General features: G+C 31.9%; 17 protein-coding genes, 2 tRNA genes and 1 pseudogene. 10 read left to right on the top strand and 10 right to left on the bottom strand.

Features of this window, described 5'->3' with window-relative positions; genetic code table 11:
- Positions 1-110 precede the first annotated feature (110 nt).
- Entirely contained in the window at positions 111-551 is a 441-nt protein-coding gene (locus IR022_RS10735) for a helix-turn-helix domain-containing protein (protein ID WP_194203693.1), read from the bottom strand.
- A 444-nt stretch (positions 552-995) separates the two neighbouring features.
- Here IR022_RS10735 and IR022_RS10730 point away from each other — a divergent pair, with 444 nt between their 5' ends.
- Positions 996-1,700 carry a M949_RS01915 family surface polysaccharide biosynthesis protein gene (locus IR022_RS10730; RefSeq protein ID WP_194203692.1) on the top strand — a complete coding sequence of 235 codons (705 nt, stop codon included), beginning with the start codon at positions 996-998 and terminating at the stop codon, positions 1,698-1,700.
- Between the two features lie 9 nt (positions 1,701-1,709).
- On the opposite strand, the gene IR022_RS10725 is transcribed toward IR022_RS10730, so the two are convergent.
- Positions 1,710-2,003 carry a hypothetical protein gene (locus tag IR022_RS10725; RefSeq protein ID WP_050709207.1) on the bottom strand — a complete coding sequence of 98 codons (294 nt, stop codon included), beginning with the start codon at positions 2,001-2,003 and terminating at the stop codon, positions 1,710-1,712.
- A gap of 467 nt (positions 2,004-2,470) precedes the next feature.
- On the opposite strand from IR022_RS10725, the gene IR022_RS10720 reads away from it, so the two are divergent.
- Positions 2,471-3,331 carry a restriction endonuclease gene (locus IR022_RS10720; protein ID WP_194203691.1) on the top strand — a complete coding sequence of 287 codons (861 nt, stop codon included), beginning with the start codon at positions 2,471-2,473 and terminating at the stop codon, positions 3,329-3,331.
- A 281-nt stretch (positions 3,332-3,612) separates the two neighbouring features.
- On the opposite strand, the gene IR022_RS10715 is transcribed toward IR022_RS10720, so the two are convergent.
- Entirely contained in the window at positions 3,613-3,831 is a 219-nt protein-coding gene (locus tag IR022_RS10715; protein ID WP_194203690.1) for a hypothetical protein, read from the bottom strand.
- A 126-nt stretch (positions 3,832-3,957) separates the two neighbouring features.
- On the opposite strand from IR022_RS10715, the gene IR022_RS10710 reads away from it, so the two are divergent.
- Positions 3,958-5,232, top strand: a complete 1,275-nt coding sequence (locus IR022_RS10710; RefSeq protein WP_194203689.1) for a Shedu immune nuclease family protein — start codon at positions 3,958-3,960, stop codon at positions 5,230-5,232.
- 267 nt (positions 5,233-5,499) lie between these two features.
- On the top strand, positions 5,500-6,489 hold the full coding sequence (locus tag IR022_RS10705) for a hypothetical protein (protein WP_194203688.1): 990 nt from the start codon (positions 5,500-5,502) through the stop codon (positions 6,487-6,489).
- 205 nt (positions 6,490-6,694) lie between these two features.
- On the opposite strand, the gene IR022_RS10700 is transcribed toward IR022_RS10705, so the two are convergent.
- Together IR022_RS10700 and IR022_RS10695 are read right to left on the bottom strand one after the other, a co-directional pair.
- A complete protein-coding gene (locus IR022_RS10700; protein WP_194203687.1) occupies positions 6,695-7,252 on the bottom strand; it encodes a hypothetical protein in 558 nt (185 codons plus the stop codon).
- 27 nt (positions 7,253-7,279) lie between these two features.
- Positions 7,280-7,747: an outer membrane beta-barrel protein gene (locus IR022_RS10695; RefSeq protein ID WP_194203686.1), complete on the bottom strand. Its 468-nt coding sequence runs from the start codon at positions 7,745-7,747 to the stop codon at positions 7,280-7,282.
- Between the two features lie 104 nt (positions 7,748-7,851).
- On the opposite strand from IR022_RS10695, the gene IR022_RS10690 reads away from it, so the two are divergent.
- Positions 7,852-8,070, top strand: a complete 219-nt coding sequence (locus IR022_RS10690) for a helix-turn-helix domain-containing protein (RefSeq protein WP_166199423.1) — start codon at positions 7,852-7,854, stop codon at positions 8,068-8,070.
- Here IR022_RS10690 and IR022_RS10685 read toward each other — a convergent pair whose 3' ends face one another.
- Positions 8,071-8,301 carry a hypothetical protein gene (locus IR022_RS10685; protein ID WP_194203685.1) on the bottom strand — a complete coding sequence of 77 codons (231 nt, stop codon included), beginning with the start codon at positions 8,299-8,301 and terminating at the stop codon, positions 8,071-8,073.
- A 109-nt stretch (positions 8,302-8,410) separates the two neighbouring features.
- On the opposite strand from IR022_RS10685, the gene IR022_RS10680 reads away from it, so the two are divergent.
- The 3 genes and pseudogenes from IR022_RS10680 to IR022_RS20365 form a co-directional block, all read left to right on the top strand.
- Positions 8,411-9,037, top strand: coding sequence for a recombinase family protein (locus IR022_RS10680; protein WP_194203684.1), 627 nt, complete (start codon positions 8,411-8,413; stop codon positions 9,035-9,037).
- Positions 9,038-9,509: 472 nt separating this feature from the next.
- Positions 9,510-9,686 carry a hypothetical protein gene (locus IR022_RS10675; protein ID WP_194203683.1) on the top strand — a complete coding sequence of 59 codons (177 nt, stop codon included), beginning with the start codon at positions 9,510-9,512 and terminating at the stop codon, positions 9,684-9,686.
- A pseudogene (locus IR022_RS20365) lies at positions 9,679-10,503 on the top strand (recombinase family protein); the annotation flags it as partial. The gene IR022_RS10675 and the pseudogene IR022_RS20365, both read left to right, overlap by 8 nt.
- A gap of 763 nt (positions 10,504-11,266) precedes the next feature.
- Here IR022_RS20365 and IR022_RS10665 read toward each other — a convergent pair.
- The 4 genes from IR022_RS10665 to IR022_RS10650 all read right to left on the bottom strand — a co-directional run bounded on the left by IR022_RS10665 (position 11,267) and on the right by IR022_RS10650 (position 13,054).
- Positions 11,267-11,349, bottom strand: a tRNA-Leu gene (locus IR022_RS10665).
- An 8-nt stretch (positions 11,350-11,357) separates the two neighbouring features.
- Positions 11,358-11,430 (bottom strand) — tRNA-Gly (locus tag IR022_RS10660).
- Between the two features lie 194 nt (positions 11,431-11,624).
- Positions 11,625-12,101 (bottom strand): hypothetical protein, encoded by a 477-nt coding sequence (locus IR022_RS10655; protein ID WP_194203682.1) that lies wholly within the window; start codon positions 12,099-12,101, stop codon positions 11,625-11,627.
- Positions 12,101-13,054 carry an aldo/keto reductase gene (locus IR022_RS10650; RefSeq protein WP_194203681.1) on the bottom strand — a complete coding sequence of 318 codons (954 nt, stop codon included), beginning with the start codon at positions 13,052-13,054 and terminating at the stop codon, positions 12,101-12,103. The genes IR022_RS10655 and IR022_RS10650 overlap by 1 nt, the downstream gene beginning before the upstream one ends.
- A gap of 208 nt (positions 13,055-13,262) precedes the next feature.
- On the opposite strand from IR022_RS10650, the gene IR022_RS10645 reads away from it, so the two are divergent.
- Complete coding sequence (locus tag IR022_RS10645) at positions 13,263-14,102, top strand: sulfite exporter TauE/SafE family protein (protein WP_050709238.1); 840 nt, start codon at positions 13,263-13,265, stop codon at positions 14,100-14,102.
- A gap of 5 nt (positions 14,103-14,107) precedes the next feature.
- Positions 14,108-14,518, top strand: a complete 411-nt coding sequence (locus IR022_RS10640) for a DUF1634 domain-containing protein (protein WP_050709239.1) — start codon at positions 14,108-14,110, stop codon at positions 14,516-14,518.
- Positions 14,519-14,872: the final 354 nt, after the last annotated feature.

Here is a 14,872-nt window from a genome sequence, read left to right as displayed (position 1 = left end):
AAGTTGTTGTTAAGAGTGATTAAAGATGTGTAACAATAAACAGGGTGGGGCATATAAAGAAAAAAGCTCATGATTTGAATCACGAGCTTTGATGGTATAAGTTTTCTGAATTACTTCTTCTCTTTTAGTAACTCTTCCAATAGGGCTGTTTTTTCTTTCTCTACTTGTAATAGGCGTTCATAAAGAGCGGTCTTTTCATTGGATAATTCGATAATCTTTTCTATAGGATTGTAGATAGTTGTATTCTCTCCCATTACTCCAACGATAGCTCCTACTTGGCTGCCATTCTCGAAAGTGTTGTTTTCGATATAAACGTTGGCAGGGTCTTCTTCTAGCTCTTTGATTAATTCAACAGAAACGTTCAAAGCTTGTGCGATCTTCACTAAAGTATCATCATCAATTTCTTGCTTTTGTTCGTAAAGAGAAACCGCTTGTTGGGTAATGTTTAATGCAGAAGCTATTACCTCCTGCTTGATGCCCAAAGCTTGACGTAAGCGCCTAACATTGCGTCCCTGATGCTTTTTTTTAGTGGCTGCGTTATCTGTTTTCATTACAATGTTTTTTTATTTGTATCGAATATGGGAATGAAATATTTTAATTATAGCAAATGTATAAAAATAAGTTGAGAAAACTGCTTGGTTATTACAAGCGTAGGCGTTGTTATTACAAGTTGTTTCGGGACTTTATTTTTCGATAATTTTATTTTCATTTGTGTAATGTTGTTTCTGAAATGTATTTCCTTCATGCTGAACTAACATGAGTCTATTTTAATTCATTTTCTAAATCAATAATTAGAGACATGACAGTGCTGCAATTTATCTGTACAACCAACTAGCTAATATTTATCGATTTGTCATGTGGTATGAAGGCGGGGGAAGGCTAATCTATTAGATTGGTCTTTCTTTGCGTAGAGTGGTGTCTATTCGGAATTTTTAAATTATATCTTTATATTTGAACCGACTAACGATTACTTTAACTATACCTATATCGAAAAAATGAATAAAGTTGCTTGCTTTGTAATACTGCTGTTTTTACTGCTTTCATGCCAAACTAAAGTAAAGAATGATACTCAAGTAATAAAAGAGACCTCCGAAAATAGAGAAATTAAAATAGTGCATGATAGTGTCTCTTCAATTAAAAATATAGAAGAAAAGAATTTGCCTTCCGAAATTTCTTTTGAGGGAAAATTTAAAGATGCAATATCATGGAGGGATAGGTTAGGCGAACATATTGCCTTGATAGCTGAAACGGGTATTTACATCAGTCCAAAGTTTAAGCATGAATCTGATGGAGGTGATGCTGAATTGTTCGGTTATCATTATTTATTGAATGGTAACAATAAGCAGTATAATCTGACTTGGAAGGTTTATGATTTTATTTCGGATTGTCCCGTAGATATTTTTGCTGAGTTTATAGACAATACTTTTAAGGTGACAGATCTGGATAAGAATGGTATTGCAGAAGTTTGGATAATGTATATGAAGGGTTGTCATGGAGATGTGAGTCCGGAGGAAATGAAAATAATTATGTATGAGGGTGATAAAAAGTATGCCATGCGTGGAGAAAATAAGATTCGCATAAGTAAAAACGAATCATACGGAGGAGATTTTAAATTTGATGACAACTTCAGAAATGCTCCGAAAGAGTTTCGCGATTTCGCTTTAGATATGTGGAATGAGAATGTGGAAAAGAGATTATGAAAATGGTCGTTAATCCGATAATCTTATCCATGCAACAAGTTTGCTATCCTTGCCTCCGCAACCGTAACGGAAAACTGCTATCATAGTTTCGTCTGCAGCTATCCCGTAACATTCTTCGTTGTTAGGTATTTCAATTTGTGCTGCAAGATATTTTTTATTGTCCTCTAAAATTTTACCTGTTTTTCCGTTTGGCAATAGACTTTCAAGATTGATGTAATCGCCGTTTAGTTCATTTAAAGAGTTAATATTTTCAAGCTCTGGTATGCCAAGTGCTTTTAGTCTTGAAATTATTTTTTCATCCATTTTTTTTCTTTTAATTGTTGAACTATAACAAAAGAAAAAAGGGACTTAACAGCGAAAAATCTGTTAAGTCCCCTTGTGTACAAGAGAGCCTCGAAATATTGAACCTATACTTAGACTTTTTAAAGGTGGTTGATTTTCTGCAACACTCACCTAATGTTATGAAAGTATTAAAGGTATTACAGAAGTAGTCCCTTTGATTGCGATAAGGTATCAGATTATCGAACACTTATAGAGGACTTTATAAAGGTTATTGAGTTTATGAAGTATACTAACTTTGAGGGCATAATGATGTAGCGAGTAAAGTTTATTTGTGTTTTTTGATGTGAGGTTAGAGCATAATTAAATTTGTTTGTTTCAGTAGTGAAACTACCTACATTAATATCTCCCACCTTTATTAGTTGAGTTTTTAGAGTAGCCCTTAATATCCATATATTTATTATATTGCAATTTAATATTGAACCTATAACATGAAAGATTGGGAGAAGTACGAAAAAGATGTTTTTGATTTGTGTCAGTCTCATTTTGAAGGTGGAACTGTAACCAAAAATGAAAAGCAAAGAGGCAGGTATTCAAATAGAAGTAGACAAATTGATGTTCAAGTTAAGTATCAATTTGGAGACTCCTCGAATACTACTATTATTGACTGTAAAAGATATTCAAGTCCTATCAATGTAAAGAATGTAGAAGAGTTTATAGGTATGCTTGATGATTTAGGTGCTGACAAGGGAATAATGATTGCTCCTAATGGATATACTAAATCAGCTTTAGAGAGGGCAGCTAATGCTCCTACACATTTAGAGTTAGATATTTGTACTTTTGAAGAGTTACAGAAGTTTCAAGGACTTGTTGCTTTTCCATATACTGACAATAATAGTGTTTTTATAGAAGCTCCTTTTGGTTGCGTTATTGATGCGAAGAAAGACGATAGAATAGGAGCAATATGTACAATTTACAGAAGAGGATTCATTTTGGATGATGCATTTACTGAAAAGGAATTTGCATATGTAAATTTTTGGAAGAAAGATGATGATATACAATCTCTAGATAAATTATTGGAGTATCAACAAAAGTATATGGAATCGCATTACCAAAGTCCTAATATTAATTTATCTGAATCTTTGCCATGTAGGGGAATACAAGCTAAAATTCGTATAGCTGAGTTTAAAGAGAATCCAATAATTGAACTAACAGGATTTGTTGAGTTTGATAACTTTATCTTCTTTTGTGTTTGGCTTTCAAAAAAGATTGATGTTAGAAGAAATAGACGAAAACTAGAGCAATTGATAAAAATTGCAACTCCAATTGAGATAAGCTTTAAAGGCGGGTAAAAGTAATAAAGGCGGGATTAGCGAGAATTTCAAAAGCGAGAATAGTTGATAACAAAATGATTAGCGGTTTTTTTTGTGCAATAAGATATCAGACTACTGAAACCTTGTAGTGGGTTTCTTAAAGATTATTGATTTTATGAAGTACATTAACGTTACAGGCGTGGTTCGATGATGTATAAAAGAATTATCCTACCCTTAAGCGTTCTATTCTCGAACCAATTTCTTGAAGATTTAGACTTGATTTATGAATTGAGGGAGTGGATTCCGAAGCCATGAAGATTCTAATCTAATTTTTCCACCTCATGAATATATACATTGGGTGTTTTACCTTCAATATTTTTTAGTATGTTATCTTCAATGTAATAAAGAGCAACTTCTTTTTTTGATGAATTGACAGGCACATTAGCCCTAAAATTTAATGGTGGCTGTGGAATTCCATTTAAGTCATATATTATACGATAACTATCCAATATGACTTGTGGGGGTGTATCTTCTTTCATTATATTTATAATTTTGAAGTTAAAAATATTTGTCTAACAAATTTAATTGTTTTTGAATAGAGTATATTATAAAAAGAATTTAACTTTTTGTAAATTTGTAAATATCTTAGTTACATACCTTAAAATATGGGAAAGAAAAAAAGCGAACTCGAATATGATTACTTCAAGGCAAGAACACCAAGACGAATATATGTAAGTAAAGCATTTCGTTCTTTCAAATTTAAAGGAAGGATTGTAACTACTGAACAAAGGTATATAAAGAAAGTCTTTGAAAAAGATACAGGTTTTGAATTTGTTGAATCAGTCAATGCGAAAGGCGAAATTACTCTAAGGAACTATAACGTTTTAGGTAAACAAATTCAAGTTAACGCAGTTGTTTATTCTCATCAAGATACTAATCTTATGGAATTCACTCTACAAAAATTTGTTGAGAATGAGGATAACACCATAACACCTATAAAAGAAACAAGTTTTACCTTTAATCAAAAAGAGTTTGCTGCTTTATTAAAATTCCTAAGTGACCTAAAATTCTTAGATTTTTCATACAAAGAAAGATTTGTTGTTGAAGAAAAAGATTTGATTAGCAGTGAAAAAATTCTCATAAATTTAACTAATCCTGACCCGAATAAGATTTTAGTAGATAAAGGTTTTGGAGACATAATAAAACAGTTAGAACATTTAAATAGCAATGAAAGAAAAGCTTTAATTGATACTCTGAAAAATAATATTCTCACAAAAGAAGATTTAGATATTCTATCTGGACGAAAAGATGGTTTGGAAGAATTTCAAAAGAATCTAACCAAGCCTTATGCCTATAATGAAATTGATTGGCAAAAATTCTTCAATGAAAATTCATGGATTTTCGGTTATGGACTAGACTATAAATTCCTTAATATAATCCAAAAAGAAGCATCTGTTTCAGGAGTTGATATTGATAGTAAAAATGAAGTCAAATCAGATTTTTTATTAGGAGATAATAATTTTACAGTAATTGTTGAACTAAAAAGACCTGATACATTTTTATTTGAAAAAGATAAAAATAGGTCAGAATCATGGCAATTATCCAAAGACCTAACTTATGCAGTATCTCAGATTCTCACACAAAAAGCTGAATGGGAATTAAATGCAGAGAAGAAAAGATATGATAACAAAGGACAACCTATCACTCAGGCAACAATTGACCCCAAAGCAATTCTTATAATAGGTCACACAGAGCAATTTCAAGGAGATACAAAAGAGAATATAATAAAGAAAAAAACATTTGAACTGTATCGTAGAAATTTACGAAATATTGATATTGTAACTTATGACGAACTATTAGCAAGAGCCTTATTTATTGTAAATAATAATAACAAAGAATTAATTAGTAATATAGATAAAGTTGAAGATTTCCCATTCTAATTTTTTTTATTTCATAAGCGTGCGGGATCGCACGCAACTACAATAAATTTATATTATATAATTGAAACTTGTCAATAGACAAGTTTTTTTCATTTTAATAAAAACACATTCATTTACTATTGACTTTTTAATTTAAAACATTATTCTTTAGAAAAAGAAGATTTATATATCACTACTATCAAGGTGGGGAAAATGTATGCTACAGACTACATAGTTTATTCAATTATATAATCTGTAAAATAATAAAAAGTAAAATGTTTAATTAAAATGAATAGTTATGATAATGAATTTATAAAATTTGATACTATAAAAATTAGAACTAAAAAAGAATATCTAATAAATAGATTTGTTGAATTTCGTGAAAATAGAGATTATACAAATGGAAACATAATAGGAATAGATTATATTTCTAAAAATGATAAATCAATACCATATAATCTATATATTGCTGTTAGTTATCCTTCTCAATCATTAACATTGGAATTTTCTTCAAAAGTTCTATTAGATGATTATCCTAAATTAATAACACATAGCACATTCAAACAATGTATAAACAATATTAATAAGCTTGGAATCTGTACTCTCGATACAGATGCAATTTATAGAGATTGCTATATAACAGGAGATGTCACCAAAGATATAGAATATCAATTAAGCCACAACGATTATTGTACTTTAAACCGATGTGTTGGAAATTACAGACTCTATAAATGGGAACACTACGAAAATCAAGGAATAAGATTTTTTAAAGATGTGACAACAAAAAAACTGAAAGAAAGTCTTGTTATATATGATAAAGAAAAAGAGATAGAAAAAAACAAAGATTTTCTATCAATGGTTGATAATTCAAAAAACATCATTGATTATTTTAAAGGTAAAACACGTTTTGAGATAGTATTGGATAAAGAATATAAAATGAAGAAATATTTGAATATACCAACTACTCACATAAATAATGTTTTTACATCAAAAGCTAATCCATTACTTATACAATTCAACAAAATTTTTGGTAATGGTGAAATTATGGATACATCAAATATTAAGAATGCAGAAACCTATGAGATGATGAAGAACCTACAATCTTGTGATGGTAATTTGAAACAAATAGAACAAGAATTGAAAGATTACAATATATATTCATCTCGTAGTGGACTAACCGAAAAAATGAAAAAATATAAGCAGCTACATACAGAAATGTATAACAAAACCCATAATTCAAGTAATATTCTGACCTCAATACGTCAAAAATTAACCTGAGATTAGTGGTTGATAACACCTCTAGTATAAGGTCTTTTTTATCCCTCTGAAAATGGCTGTTTATCGCAATTTAGGTGAATACACATTATCCCATGTTTGAGAATCCAAATTTTTGTGTGAAAATAAAAATGTATCAATATAATCTATAAAAAGACTTATTGATACATTCTTATTTGTGTCAGTTTAACTTAAAAGATTAAAATGATTATTCAGTTTCAATATCACATTTTATATATCCATTAACTTTCATTAGAAAGTTATAATCAGGATACATATTTTTGTTTAGAGGTAAAGTAATATTTTTGAACTCTAACTTCATGGATTGTTTCGATTTGTCATATTCAGTTACGACAACCTGACCTTTATATTGCTTAAATTTGTCCGCATTGACAAATAAACTATTAAGAAGATACATTTCTTTTTTATAATATAAAGTCACTTCATACGATTTGTGGTTAGACAAATCATCACCAACCTTGATATTATCTAAATCCAAATTGAGAAATTGGATAGATAAATGAGTGCTATTATCCTCATCAATGAATATTGTAGCAGTTAATGATTTCGTTCCTGTCAAATTCGGAACACGATAAGTGATGCCGCTTAAATCTGAAAATGTATTTATGGAACTATTATTTATAGTTAACTCAATAGACTGAGAATGATTGCTGTTATCGTCATCATCTTTACTGCAAGATGAGAAACTAAGCATTAAGAATGATATTAGAAGAAATGTAAAATGTTTTAAGTTATTCTTTTCCATAATATTATATATAAATTAAGTTTGTGATTAAAGTTTATAAGCTATTGTTAACGTTGGTACGCTTTGAGACCCTGAGTGGCTCATAGCACTGTATTTGTATTGAAATCCAGCATGAAATTTATCATTGATGTCATACCGACCACCAAGACCTAAATTCAATCCAAACTTTGTTTCGTTTTCTGCACCACTGCCTTCCCATGAATTAATTCCAAAACCAATGATAGGAAATACTTTAACCTTGCTGCCAATACCATACAATCTATGGTAATCAAAGTTGATTTCTTTTAGGCTTACCCCATCTTTTTTAAGATAAGCATTGATAGATGGCGAAAATTCGTGTTTTTTACCAGTGAGGTTAAAAGTAAGCCCAAAGCCCGCTGTTTCAATCTTAGAACCATACAGGAGATTAGCTTGTAAAGAATTTTTAGTATCCTGTGCCTGAATGCTACTAGATACAACAAATACCATTAACAATGGAATGAAAAGTTTTTTCATGAAAAATAAGTTTTAATTAATTAAATATTAGTTATCATTTATGATAACCATGTGCGAAGATAATAGCATTTTCTTTAGTTATCAAATATGATAATTAAAAATTTATGAATAAAGAAGATTTGCTTATTGCTATTGGTAGGAACATCAAGAAGATACGAGAAGAAAAAAATATTAGTCAAGCTGAACTTGCAGCACGATGTAACTACGAAAAATCGAATATGAGTAGAATTGAATCAGGAAAGACAAACCTTACTATTGGTACATTGTTAAATATAGCAAAATCATTAGATACTACTATAATCAACCTCATCACAATAGATTAACTACTTTGGCGAATGTTTCTTTTGTTGTAGGATACCCTTTCTAATCACTATTCTGTCATTCATATACTTTTCCTTTAATCCCCTATTATATAGAGTCTGTGCAGCTATGCCAATATCATCCTTAGTAAAAGTGTCATAGATAGCCTGTATTGACCCGAAATAGTAATGCTCATCTGTATCCAGAACATGGACATGGATAACTTGCCTTTGTTGTGATTCCTTCTCTTTCATCCTACAAATATACCACAAAATAGTAAATATAATAAAAATAACTACTGTTCTTGTTGGTAGATATATTAATTATAATTACTTTTGAACAGTAATCATAAATGATAACATAATGAAACGAGTAGTAATATATGCAAGGGTAAGTAGTGCAAATGGAACGCAAGATTATCAACGTCAGATAAATGATTTGACAGTGTACGCAAGTCAAAACAACTGTGAGGTCGTAAAAGTATTTGCAGAGATGGTTAGCGGTGCTAAGAAAAACTCAGAAAGAACTGTATTAATGGATTTGATAGAGTTTGTTAATACCAATGATATAGATAAAGTTTTGGTAACAGAACTTAGTCGATTAGGTAGGGATACTTTACAGACTTTGCAAACCATTGAATTACTAAACCAAAACAGGATTTCATTATATATCCAAAATTACAATATTGAAACCCTAACATTAGATAAGGAGATTAACCCAATGTCTCAATTCTTAATCACCATACTTGCAGAAGTGGCACGGATGGAGCGTAAAACTATTAGAGAAAGAGTTGAATCAGGATACAAAAACCATCTAGCCAATGGTGGTCGTGTTGGTCGCAAGGTTGGTTATAAAAAGGATGATGAAGTAATGAAAGACCAATATTCAGAAGATGTAAAACTACTCAGAAAGGGTTATTCGCTCAGAAACATTACAAAGATAACGGGAACTAGCGTAAACACATTACGAAAAGTAAAAGCTATAATTTAACAGTGGGGTAGGTATCCCATACCCCGCCCCCTACCTACGTATCCATCTGACTAAAAGATAAGAAAACGATACCCCCTAAAATCGAGTACATTATCTTGTGTGTATCTCACTTCAAAAAAATTCCAGAAAAATTTTTCTTCAAAATCTGAAAATCCATTTGGGAATGAAAAATAAAAAAAGTATATTTGTTAATATAATCAAAAAACAGCATTATGAATAATCTGCCCTCAATGGAAACATTGGGGATAGGTTTGTATTGCTGTTTTTTTGATTTGTATTAGGTATTGGTAATGTGAAAATAATGATTAGAAGAAAAAATTATGTAATGATATATAAGGGATTTATCCAAGAATGTAGATTGTTTAAGAGCGTACTTTGAGATGCTATGTCTATGATGATTCCAGACGCTTACTTGTAGCGAATACAAGCCGAAAAATAAGGTGGCTTGCCACTATGGTAAATTAACTTACCAATGTTTGAAGAACATGAAGAATTAAAACTAACATATCAAGAATTAAAAGAAATTGAAGGGTATGAAAACGTAACAGAAGAAGAAGCAACAGAAATAATAGATATAGTTTCTATGTTGTCAGTAATGGTATATAATACCTGTAAAAATAAAAAAGTTAAAAATACTGGTTATGAATAAAGAATTATTTAAAGTTTTTGCGAAAGGTTATGAAGTTAACAAAGATATAACCCCAGGGAATGCAGTAATGTATAACAGGGTTTCTACAAAAGAACAAGAAGAAAACCAAAGTCTTGATGTGCAACTTGATGTATGCACGAAATATGCAGAAAGGTATCATCTAAATATCGTGAGAGAACCTTTTGGTGGGGTCTTTGAGAGTGCAAAGACTGATAAAGAGAGAAAAGAGTTTAACAAAATGTTAACCTTTATTAGAAGAAATAAGAAACTAAATATCAAATATGTAGTAGTGTATAATACTAAGAGATTTAGTAGGACGGGAAGTACTACCATCATTGAAGAATTAGAATCTATGGGGATTATTGTATTATCAGCAATGAGTAATTATAACCCCAAAACAGCAGCAGGGAAATTTTGCCAAAGAATGGAATTGGCAACAGCTAATTTTGAAAATGAAGAAAAAGCCCAAACCACAAAAGACCTCAGCCGAGCAGCATTACTTAAAGGTCGATGGGTTGGTAAAGCTCCGAGAGGCTATGACCAAAAGACAACGAAGAAGCAACAAACTATAACCATTAACAAAGAAGGTGAGTTTATAAAGAAAGCTTTTGAATGGAAAGCAAATGAAAAGCTAACCAATCAAGAAATTATACAACGTTTAGCTAAATTGGGGTATCATATCACTAAACAAAAACTATCAGAGGTATTGAAAAATCCATTTTATTGTGGAAAGATGGTACATAATTTCTTAAATGGGGAAGTTGTTAATGGTAATCATCCCCCTATCATATCAGAAGAAACGTTTTTAAAGGTAAATGAGGTGCTTAGTTTGAAGTATACGGGTGGATATGAGCAGAAGAAAGAAAAAGAGTGGGCGATACTGTTAGGTGCTTTAAAATGTCCTTGCTGTGGTTATAATGCAACAGCTTCTATGTCTACCAAAATGAAAAAGAAATACAATAGGGAAGTATATTATTATGTGTGTTCTCGTAAAGGGTGTAAATTCAATAACCAAGTAATCAAAATACACGAAGTGTTTAAAGACTACTTATCTAATTTATCGGTAAATGGTATATCAAAAGATGTATTTGAAAAACAGCTGACAAAGGTCTTTAATAACCTAAACAAACAAGATAAGTTAGATACACAGCAAATGAAAACAGAAGTATCTAAATTGAGGACACAACTAAAAATATTAGAAGGTAATTGGGCACTTGAAACACATCCTAAAAAGAAAGATATTTTGTGGAACAATATAGAAAATACTGAGAAGAAAATAGTAGAGATTGAGAATGAAATAGACAAACACGAAAGTTCCATGTTGAACCTTGATACCTACCTAAAACATGCTATTAATATGGTGTATAACCCACTGAAAATGTGGAGTAAAATAGATTTAGGTGATAAACAACGTTTTCAAAGTATGATATTTCCAAAGGGAATTGTTTTTCATAAAGAAAACAGTTATATTGAACCTCTTGAAATCAATAATTTCTTTAATATAAATAGTTATAATATAGGTGATTGCTCAAAAAAAGAAATGGGATTTAACAGTAAAAAAACTGTTAAATCCCAACCTGTACTCGGAGCGGGACTTGAACCCGCACAACCATATGGTCACAAGATTTTAAGTCTTGCGTGTCTACCATTCCACCATCCGAGCAGCCTATGAGCGAAAGACGGGATTCGAACCCGCGACCCCGACCTTGGCAAGGTCGTGCTCTACCAACTGAGCTACTTTCGCAAAATGAAGATCTACTTTCGTTTGTCGTTACAAACTACTTCGGTAAATGCGAGTGCAAATGTAGAATCTTTTTTTGATTTGACAAACAAATTTGTCACTTTTTAAATATTGCTCAGTATTTATTATTCCAATCTATACTGGTTGTTAGGCTTAGTGTCCTATTCCTCAAAGTAATAAATGAAAGATGAAATTCATTAATTTCTTATTCTAAATCGAGTGCCTTCACGTATTACGTTATATCTTTTTAAGCGTTCTGTTCCAGGGGTAGATATTATTTGTCCTGCTCCGTCTTTAAAGGGAATCACCCTGCCTGTTCCATCTGCAATATGGTAAACCGTTTTACACTTTGGGCATTGAGCGTGTAAACGGTTGCTCAATACTTGTATCTCATTTTTTATCGGAGCTTCGTAGGGGCAACATAAATCATAGGCATAGATGTTCATTACTGATACGTCTTGCAGATTGCTGCTTATTACTATAACTCCCGCATATCCCACTTTCATGTATTTTTTCCAATAAAAAGAATTGTTAAATTCATGTTCTATTAGAGTTTCTATGTCAAAATCAACTCTTCCGAAAGGAACAGAGCTAACTTTATTCTCTTCTTTAGCGCAAGCTGAGAATAAGATGATAGCAGATAGTGTAAATATATATTGAAGTATTCTTATCATTATTTTAAAATGTTGTCAATTAATTGTAATTCTTCTGCTGAAAAGTGAGGATTGTTTAGAGCGGCAATATTATCCTTAAGTTGCTTCACTGAACTTGTACCCAATATAACGGAAGTTGTATAAGGATTGTTTAAGACCCATACTAGAGCCATCTCAGCAAGAGTTTGATTGCGTTTTAGGGCTAACTCATTTAATAGTTTCGATTTCTCAATAGATTCGGATGTAACCTGATCTTGTTGAAGAAAACCGCTTGCTTTTGCTGCTCGCGAATCTTGAGGAATACCGTTCAGGTACTTATTAGTGAGTAGTCCTTGTGCCAAGGGGGAGAATGCAATAAATCCGCTACCCTCGTCATGTGTTAGTTGTAGCATTTGCTCCTCTACATTGCGGACAAACATATTGTAACGATCTTGATAGATAAGGCAAGGAACATTATTTTCGTTTAATATTCTGAATGCTTCCTTTGCTATTTCGTACGGATACTTTGATAATCCTATATACAAAGCTTTTCCTTGTCGTACTATGTCGACTAAAGCCATCATCGTTTCTTCAACGGGAGTTTCGCTATCGTATCGATGACTGTAAAAGATATCAAAATACTCCAAGCCTGTTCGTTTCAAGCTTTGGTTGATGCTTGCCATAATATATTTACGTGATCCTCCGTCTCCGTATGGGCCATTCCACATAAGATGTCCTGCTTTAGACGAAACAATCATTTCATCGCGATGTGCAAATAAATCATTCTTAAGAACCTTTCCGAAAGTTTCCTCTGCACTTCCCGGAGGAGGTCCGTAGTTATTTGCCAAGTCGAAATGAGTTATACCCTGTTCGAAAGCATAGAGCAACATTTCACGAGAATTATTATAATCGTCAATTGCTCCAAAGTTATGCCATAAACCTAAGGAAAGGATAGGAAGCTTTAATCCGCTGTTTCCACAAAACTTGTATTCCATACACTTTTAATTTTATAGAGTAACAAATGTAAAAAATCTAAATAAGAACACCGTTGTGAAGATATTTAAAATATAATAATACCAATAATTTAGGCAGACTTAATATCTTTGTATTCAGTAAAAAAGGAAAAGGGCTTAACAATTTGCTTTTAAAAGTGTTTTAAAGAAGCTGAAAAATGAGGTAGATTTTCCACTATTTAGATAAGATATGTCATTAGAATTATTCACGTTTGTTTTATTTCTGGGAGCTATAGCTGCCGGTTTTCTGGGTTCTCTTACGGGGCTTGGAGGTGGGGTCGTAGTAATCCCATTACTTACTTTAGGTTTTGGAGTTGATATGCGTTATGCTATTGGTGCAGCTTTAGTCACGTCGATCGCAAGTTCGTCGGGTGCCGCTGCCGCTTACATTAAAGAGGGTATAACGAATGTTAGAATAGGTATGTTCTTGGAAATAGCAACTACTACGGGTGCGGTTTTGGGAGCTGTTATTGCTATTTGGTTAGATAAAAAATATATCGCTCTTATTTTTGGTTGTGTGCTGATCTTTTCAGCAATACGAACTATAAGTAAAAAAGAAGAAAAAATAGACCCTTCTGCGCCTAGTGATAAGTTAGCCGAGAAACTCAAGTTAAACGGTTCTTATCCTACTAAAGAAGGTGTTGTAGATTATAAAGTTCAGAATGTTGCTGCTGGTTACTCTTTGATGACCTTAGCCGGAGTTTTATCGGGTTTATTAGGTATCGGTTCAGGAGCATTAAAGGTATTAGCTATGGATACTGCCATGAAAATACCTTTTAAGGTGTCTACAACTACAAGTAACTTTATGGTGGGGGTAACTGCTGCCGCTAGTGCTGTTGTTTACTTACAGAGAGGCTATATCGATCCGGGATTGGCAATGCCTATTGTGGTAGGGGTTCTGCTTGGTGCTTTCTTCGGTTCAAAACTATTGCCGAAAGTAAATGTCAAAAAACTTAGATTGTTATTCAGTATAGTAATTTTCTTTTTGGCAATATCAATGATGTATAATGGTTTAACCGGTAAATTGTAAAAGAGATGAAACATATATTTTCAAGAGAGTTTTGGGGCGAACGCGATGTTGAACAATACATCGGTAAGCTGTTGCGCTATGGAGTAATGTTATCATGTGCAATTACTATATTCGGTGGAATCATTTATCTTTATCAGCATAAAGGTGTTATGGTCGATTATAGTCCTGTTCCTACGGGAATGGCGTTTGGTGTAGATGAGTATTTACGAGAATTGAATACTATATTTCCTCGTATGCTCGATTTTGATGGTGCAGCTATCGTTCAATTCGGAGTACTTGTACTTATTGCTACTCCTATAATTCGGGTTGCCTTTTCGGCATTCTCTTTTCTGATTGAGAAAGACTATTTGTATGTAGTTATTACATTAATTGTTTTGGCTATAATTTTAGCTAATATGTTTTTAGGACTTCATTGAGTTTCTAAAGAAGATTTTATATATAAAAGAGGGTTGACAAATTATTTGTCAACCCTCTTTTTCTTTTAGAATAAGAGTTGGGGGAGATCACAAGAGAAAATGATGATTGCCTGAAAAAAGTATACTTGGTCTATTAATACTTGGTTTTATTGTCAGGTTTAAACTTCTCTTAAAGCTTCTATATTTCCGATATGTTTTTATCTAAAGGCTTAATGATCTAAGATTACAAATGGGTGTAGTCTTAGGTTGTTTATGTGTAGTTTGTTTAGAATTAAATATACTATAATATGCTTTATAGTATAATCGTTGTATTCCTTATAGGAGATTGAGAAAAATCGTATGTCTAGTCTGTAG

This window comes from Dysgonomonas sp. GY617, assembly GCF_015233815.1.
Classification (GTDB): Bacteria; Bacteroidota; Bacteroidia; order Bacteroidales; family Dysgonomonadaceae; genus Dysgonomonas_A.
This window is presented reverse-complemented; position numbering and strand designations above follow the sequence as displayed.

Coding starts and splice junctions, on each gene's coding strand:
- IR022_RS10735 (WP_194203693.1), bottom strand. CDS start 551: ATGAAAACAGATAACGCAGCCACTAAAAAAAAGCATCAGGGACGCAAT.
- IR022_RS10730 (WP_194203692.1), top strand. CDS start 996: ATGAATAAAGTTGCTTGCTTTGTAATACTGCTGTTTTTACTGCTTTCA.
- IR022_RS10725 (WP_050709207.1), bottom strand. CDS start 2,003: ATGGATGAAAAAATAATTTCAAGACTAAAAGCACTTGGCATACCAGAG.
- IR022_RS10720 (WP_194203691.1), top strand. CDS start 2,471: ATGAAAGATTGGGAGAAGTACGAAAAAGATGTTTTTGATTTGTGTCAG.
- IR022_RS10715 (WP_194203690.1), bottom strand. CDS start 3,831: ATGAAAGAAGATACACCCCCACAAGTCATATTGGATAGTTATCGTATA.
- IR022_RS10710 (WP_194203689.1), top strand. CDS start 3,958: ATGGGAAAGAAAAAAAGCGAACTCGAATATGATTACTTCAAGGCAAGA.
- IR022_RS10705 (WP_194203688.1), top strand. CDS start 5,500: ATGAATAGTTATGATAATGAATTTATAAAATTTGATACTATAAAAATT.
- IR022_RS10700 (WP_194203687.1), bottom strand. CDS start 7,252: ATGGAAAAGAATAACTTAAAACATTTTACATTTCTTCTAATATCATTC.
- IR022_RS10695 (WP_194203686.1), bottom strand. CDS start 7,747: ATGAAAAAACTTTTCATTCCATTGTTAATGGTATTTGTTGTATCTAGT.
- IR022_RS10690 (WP_166199423.1), top strand. CDS start 7,852: ATGAATAAAGAAGATTTGCTTATTGCTATTGGTAGGAACATCAAGAAG.
- IR022_RS10685 (WP_194203685.1), bottom strand. CDS start 8,301: ATGAAAGAGAAGGAATCACAACAAAGGCAAGTTATCCATGTCCATGTT.
- IR022_RS10680 (WP_194203684.1), top strand. CDS start 8,411: ATGAAACGAGTAGTAATATATGCAAGGGTAAGTAGTGCAAATGGAACG.
- IR022_RS10675 (WP_194203683.1), top strand. CDS start 9,510: ATGTTTGAAGAACATGAAGAATTAAAACTAACATATCAAGAATTAAAA.
- IR022_RS10655 (WP_194203682.1), bottom strand. CDS start 12,101: ATGATAAGAATACTTCAATATATATTTACACTATCTGCTATCATCTTA.
- IR022_RS10650 (WP_194203681.1), bottom strand. CDS start 13,054: ATGGAATACAAGTTTTGTGGAAACAGCGGATTAAAGCTTCCTATCCTT.
- IR022_RS10645 (WP_050709238.1), top strand. CDS start 13,263: ATGTCATTAGAATTATTCACGTTTGTTTTATTTCTGGGAGCTATAGCT.
- IR022_RS10640 (WP_050709239.1), top strand. CDS start 14,108: ATGAAACATATATTTTCAAGAGAGTTTTGGGGCGAACGCGATGTTGAA.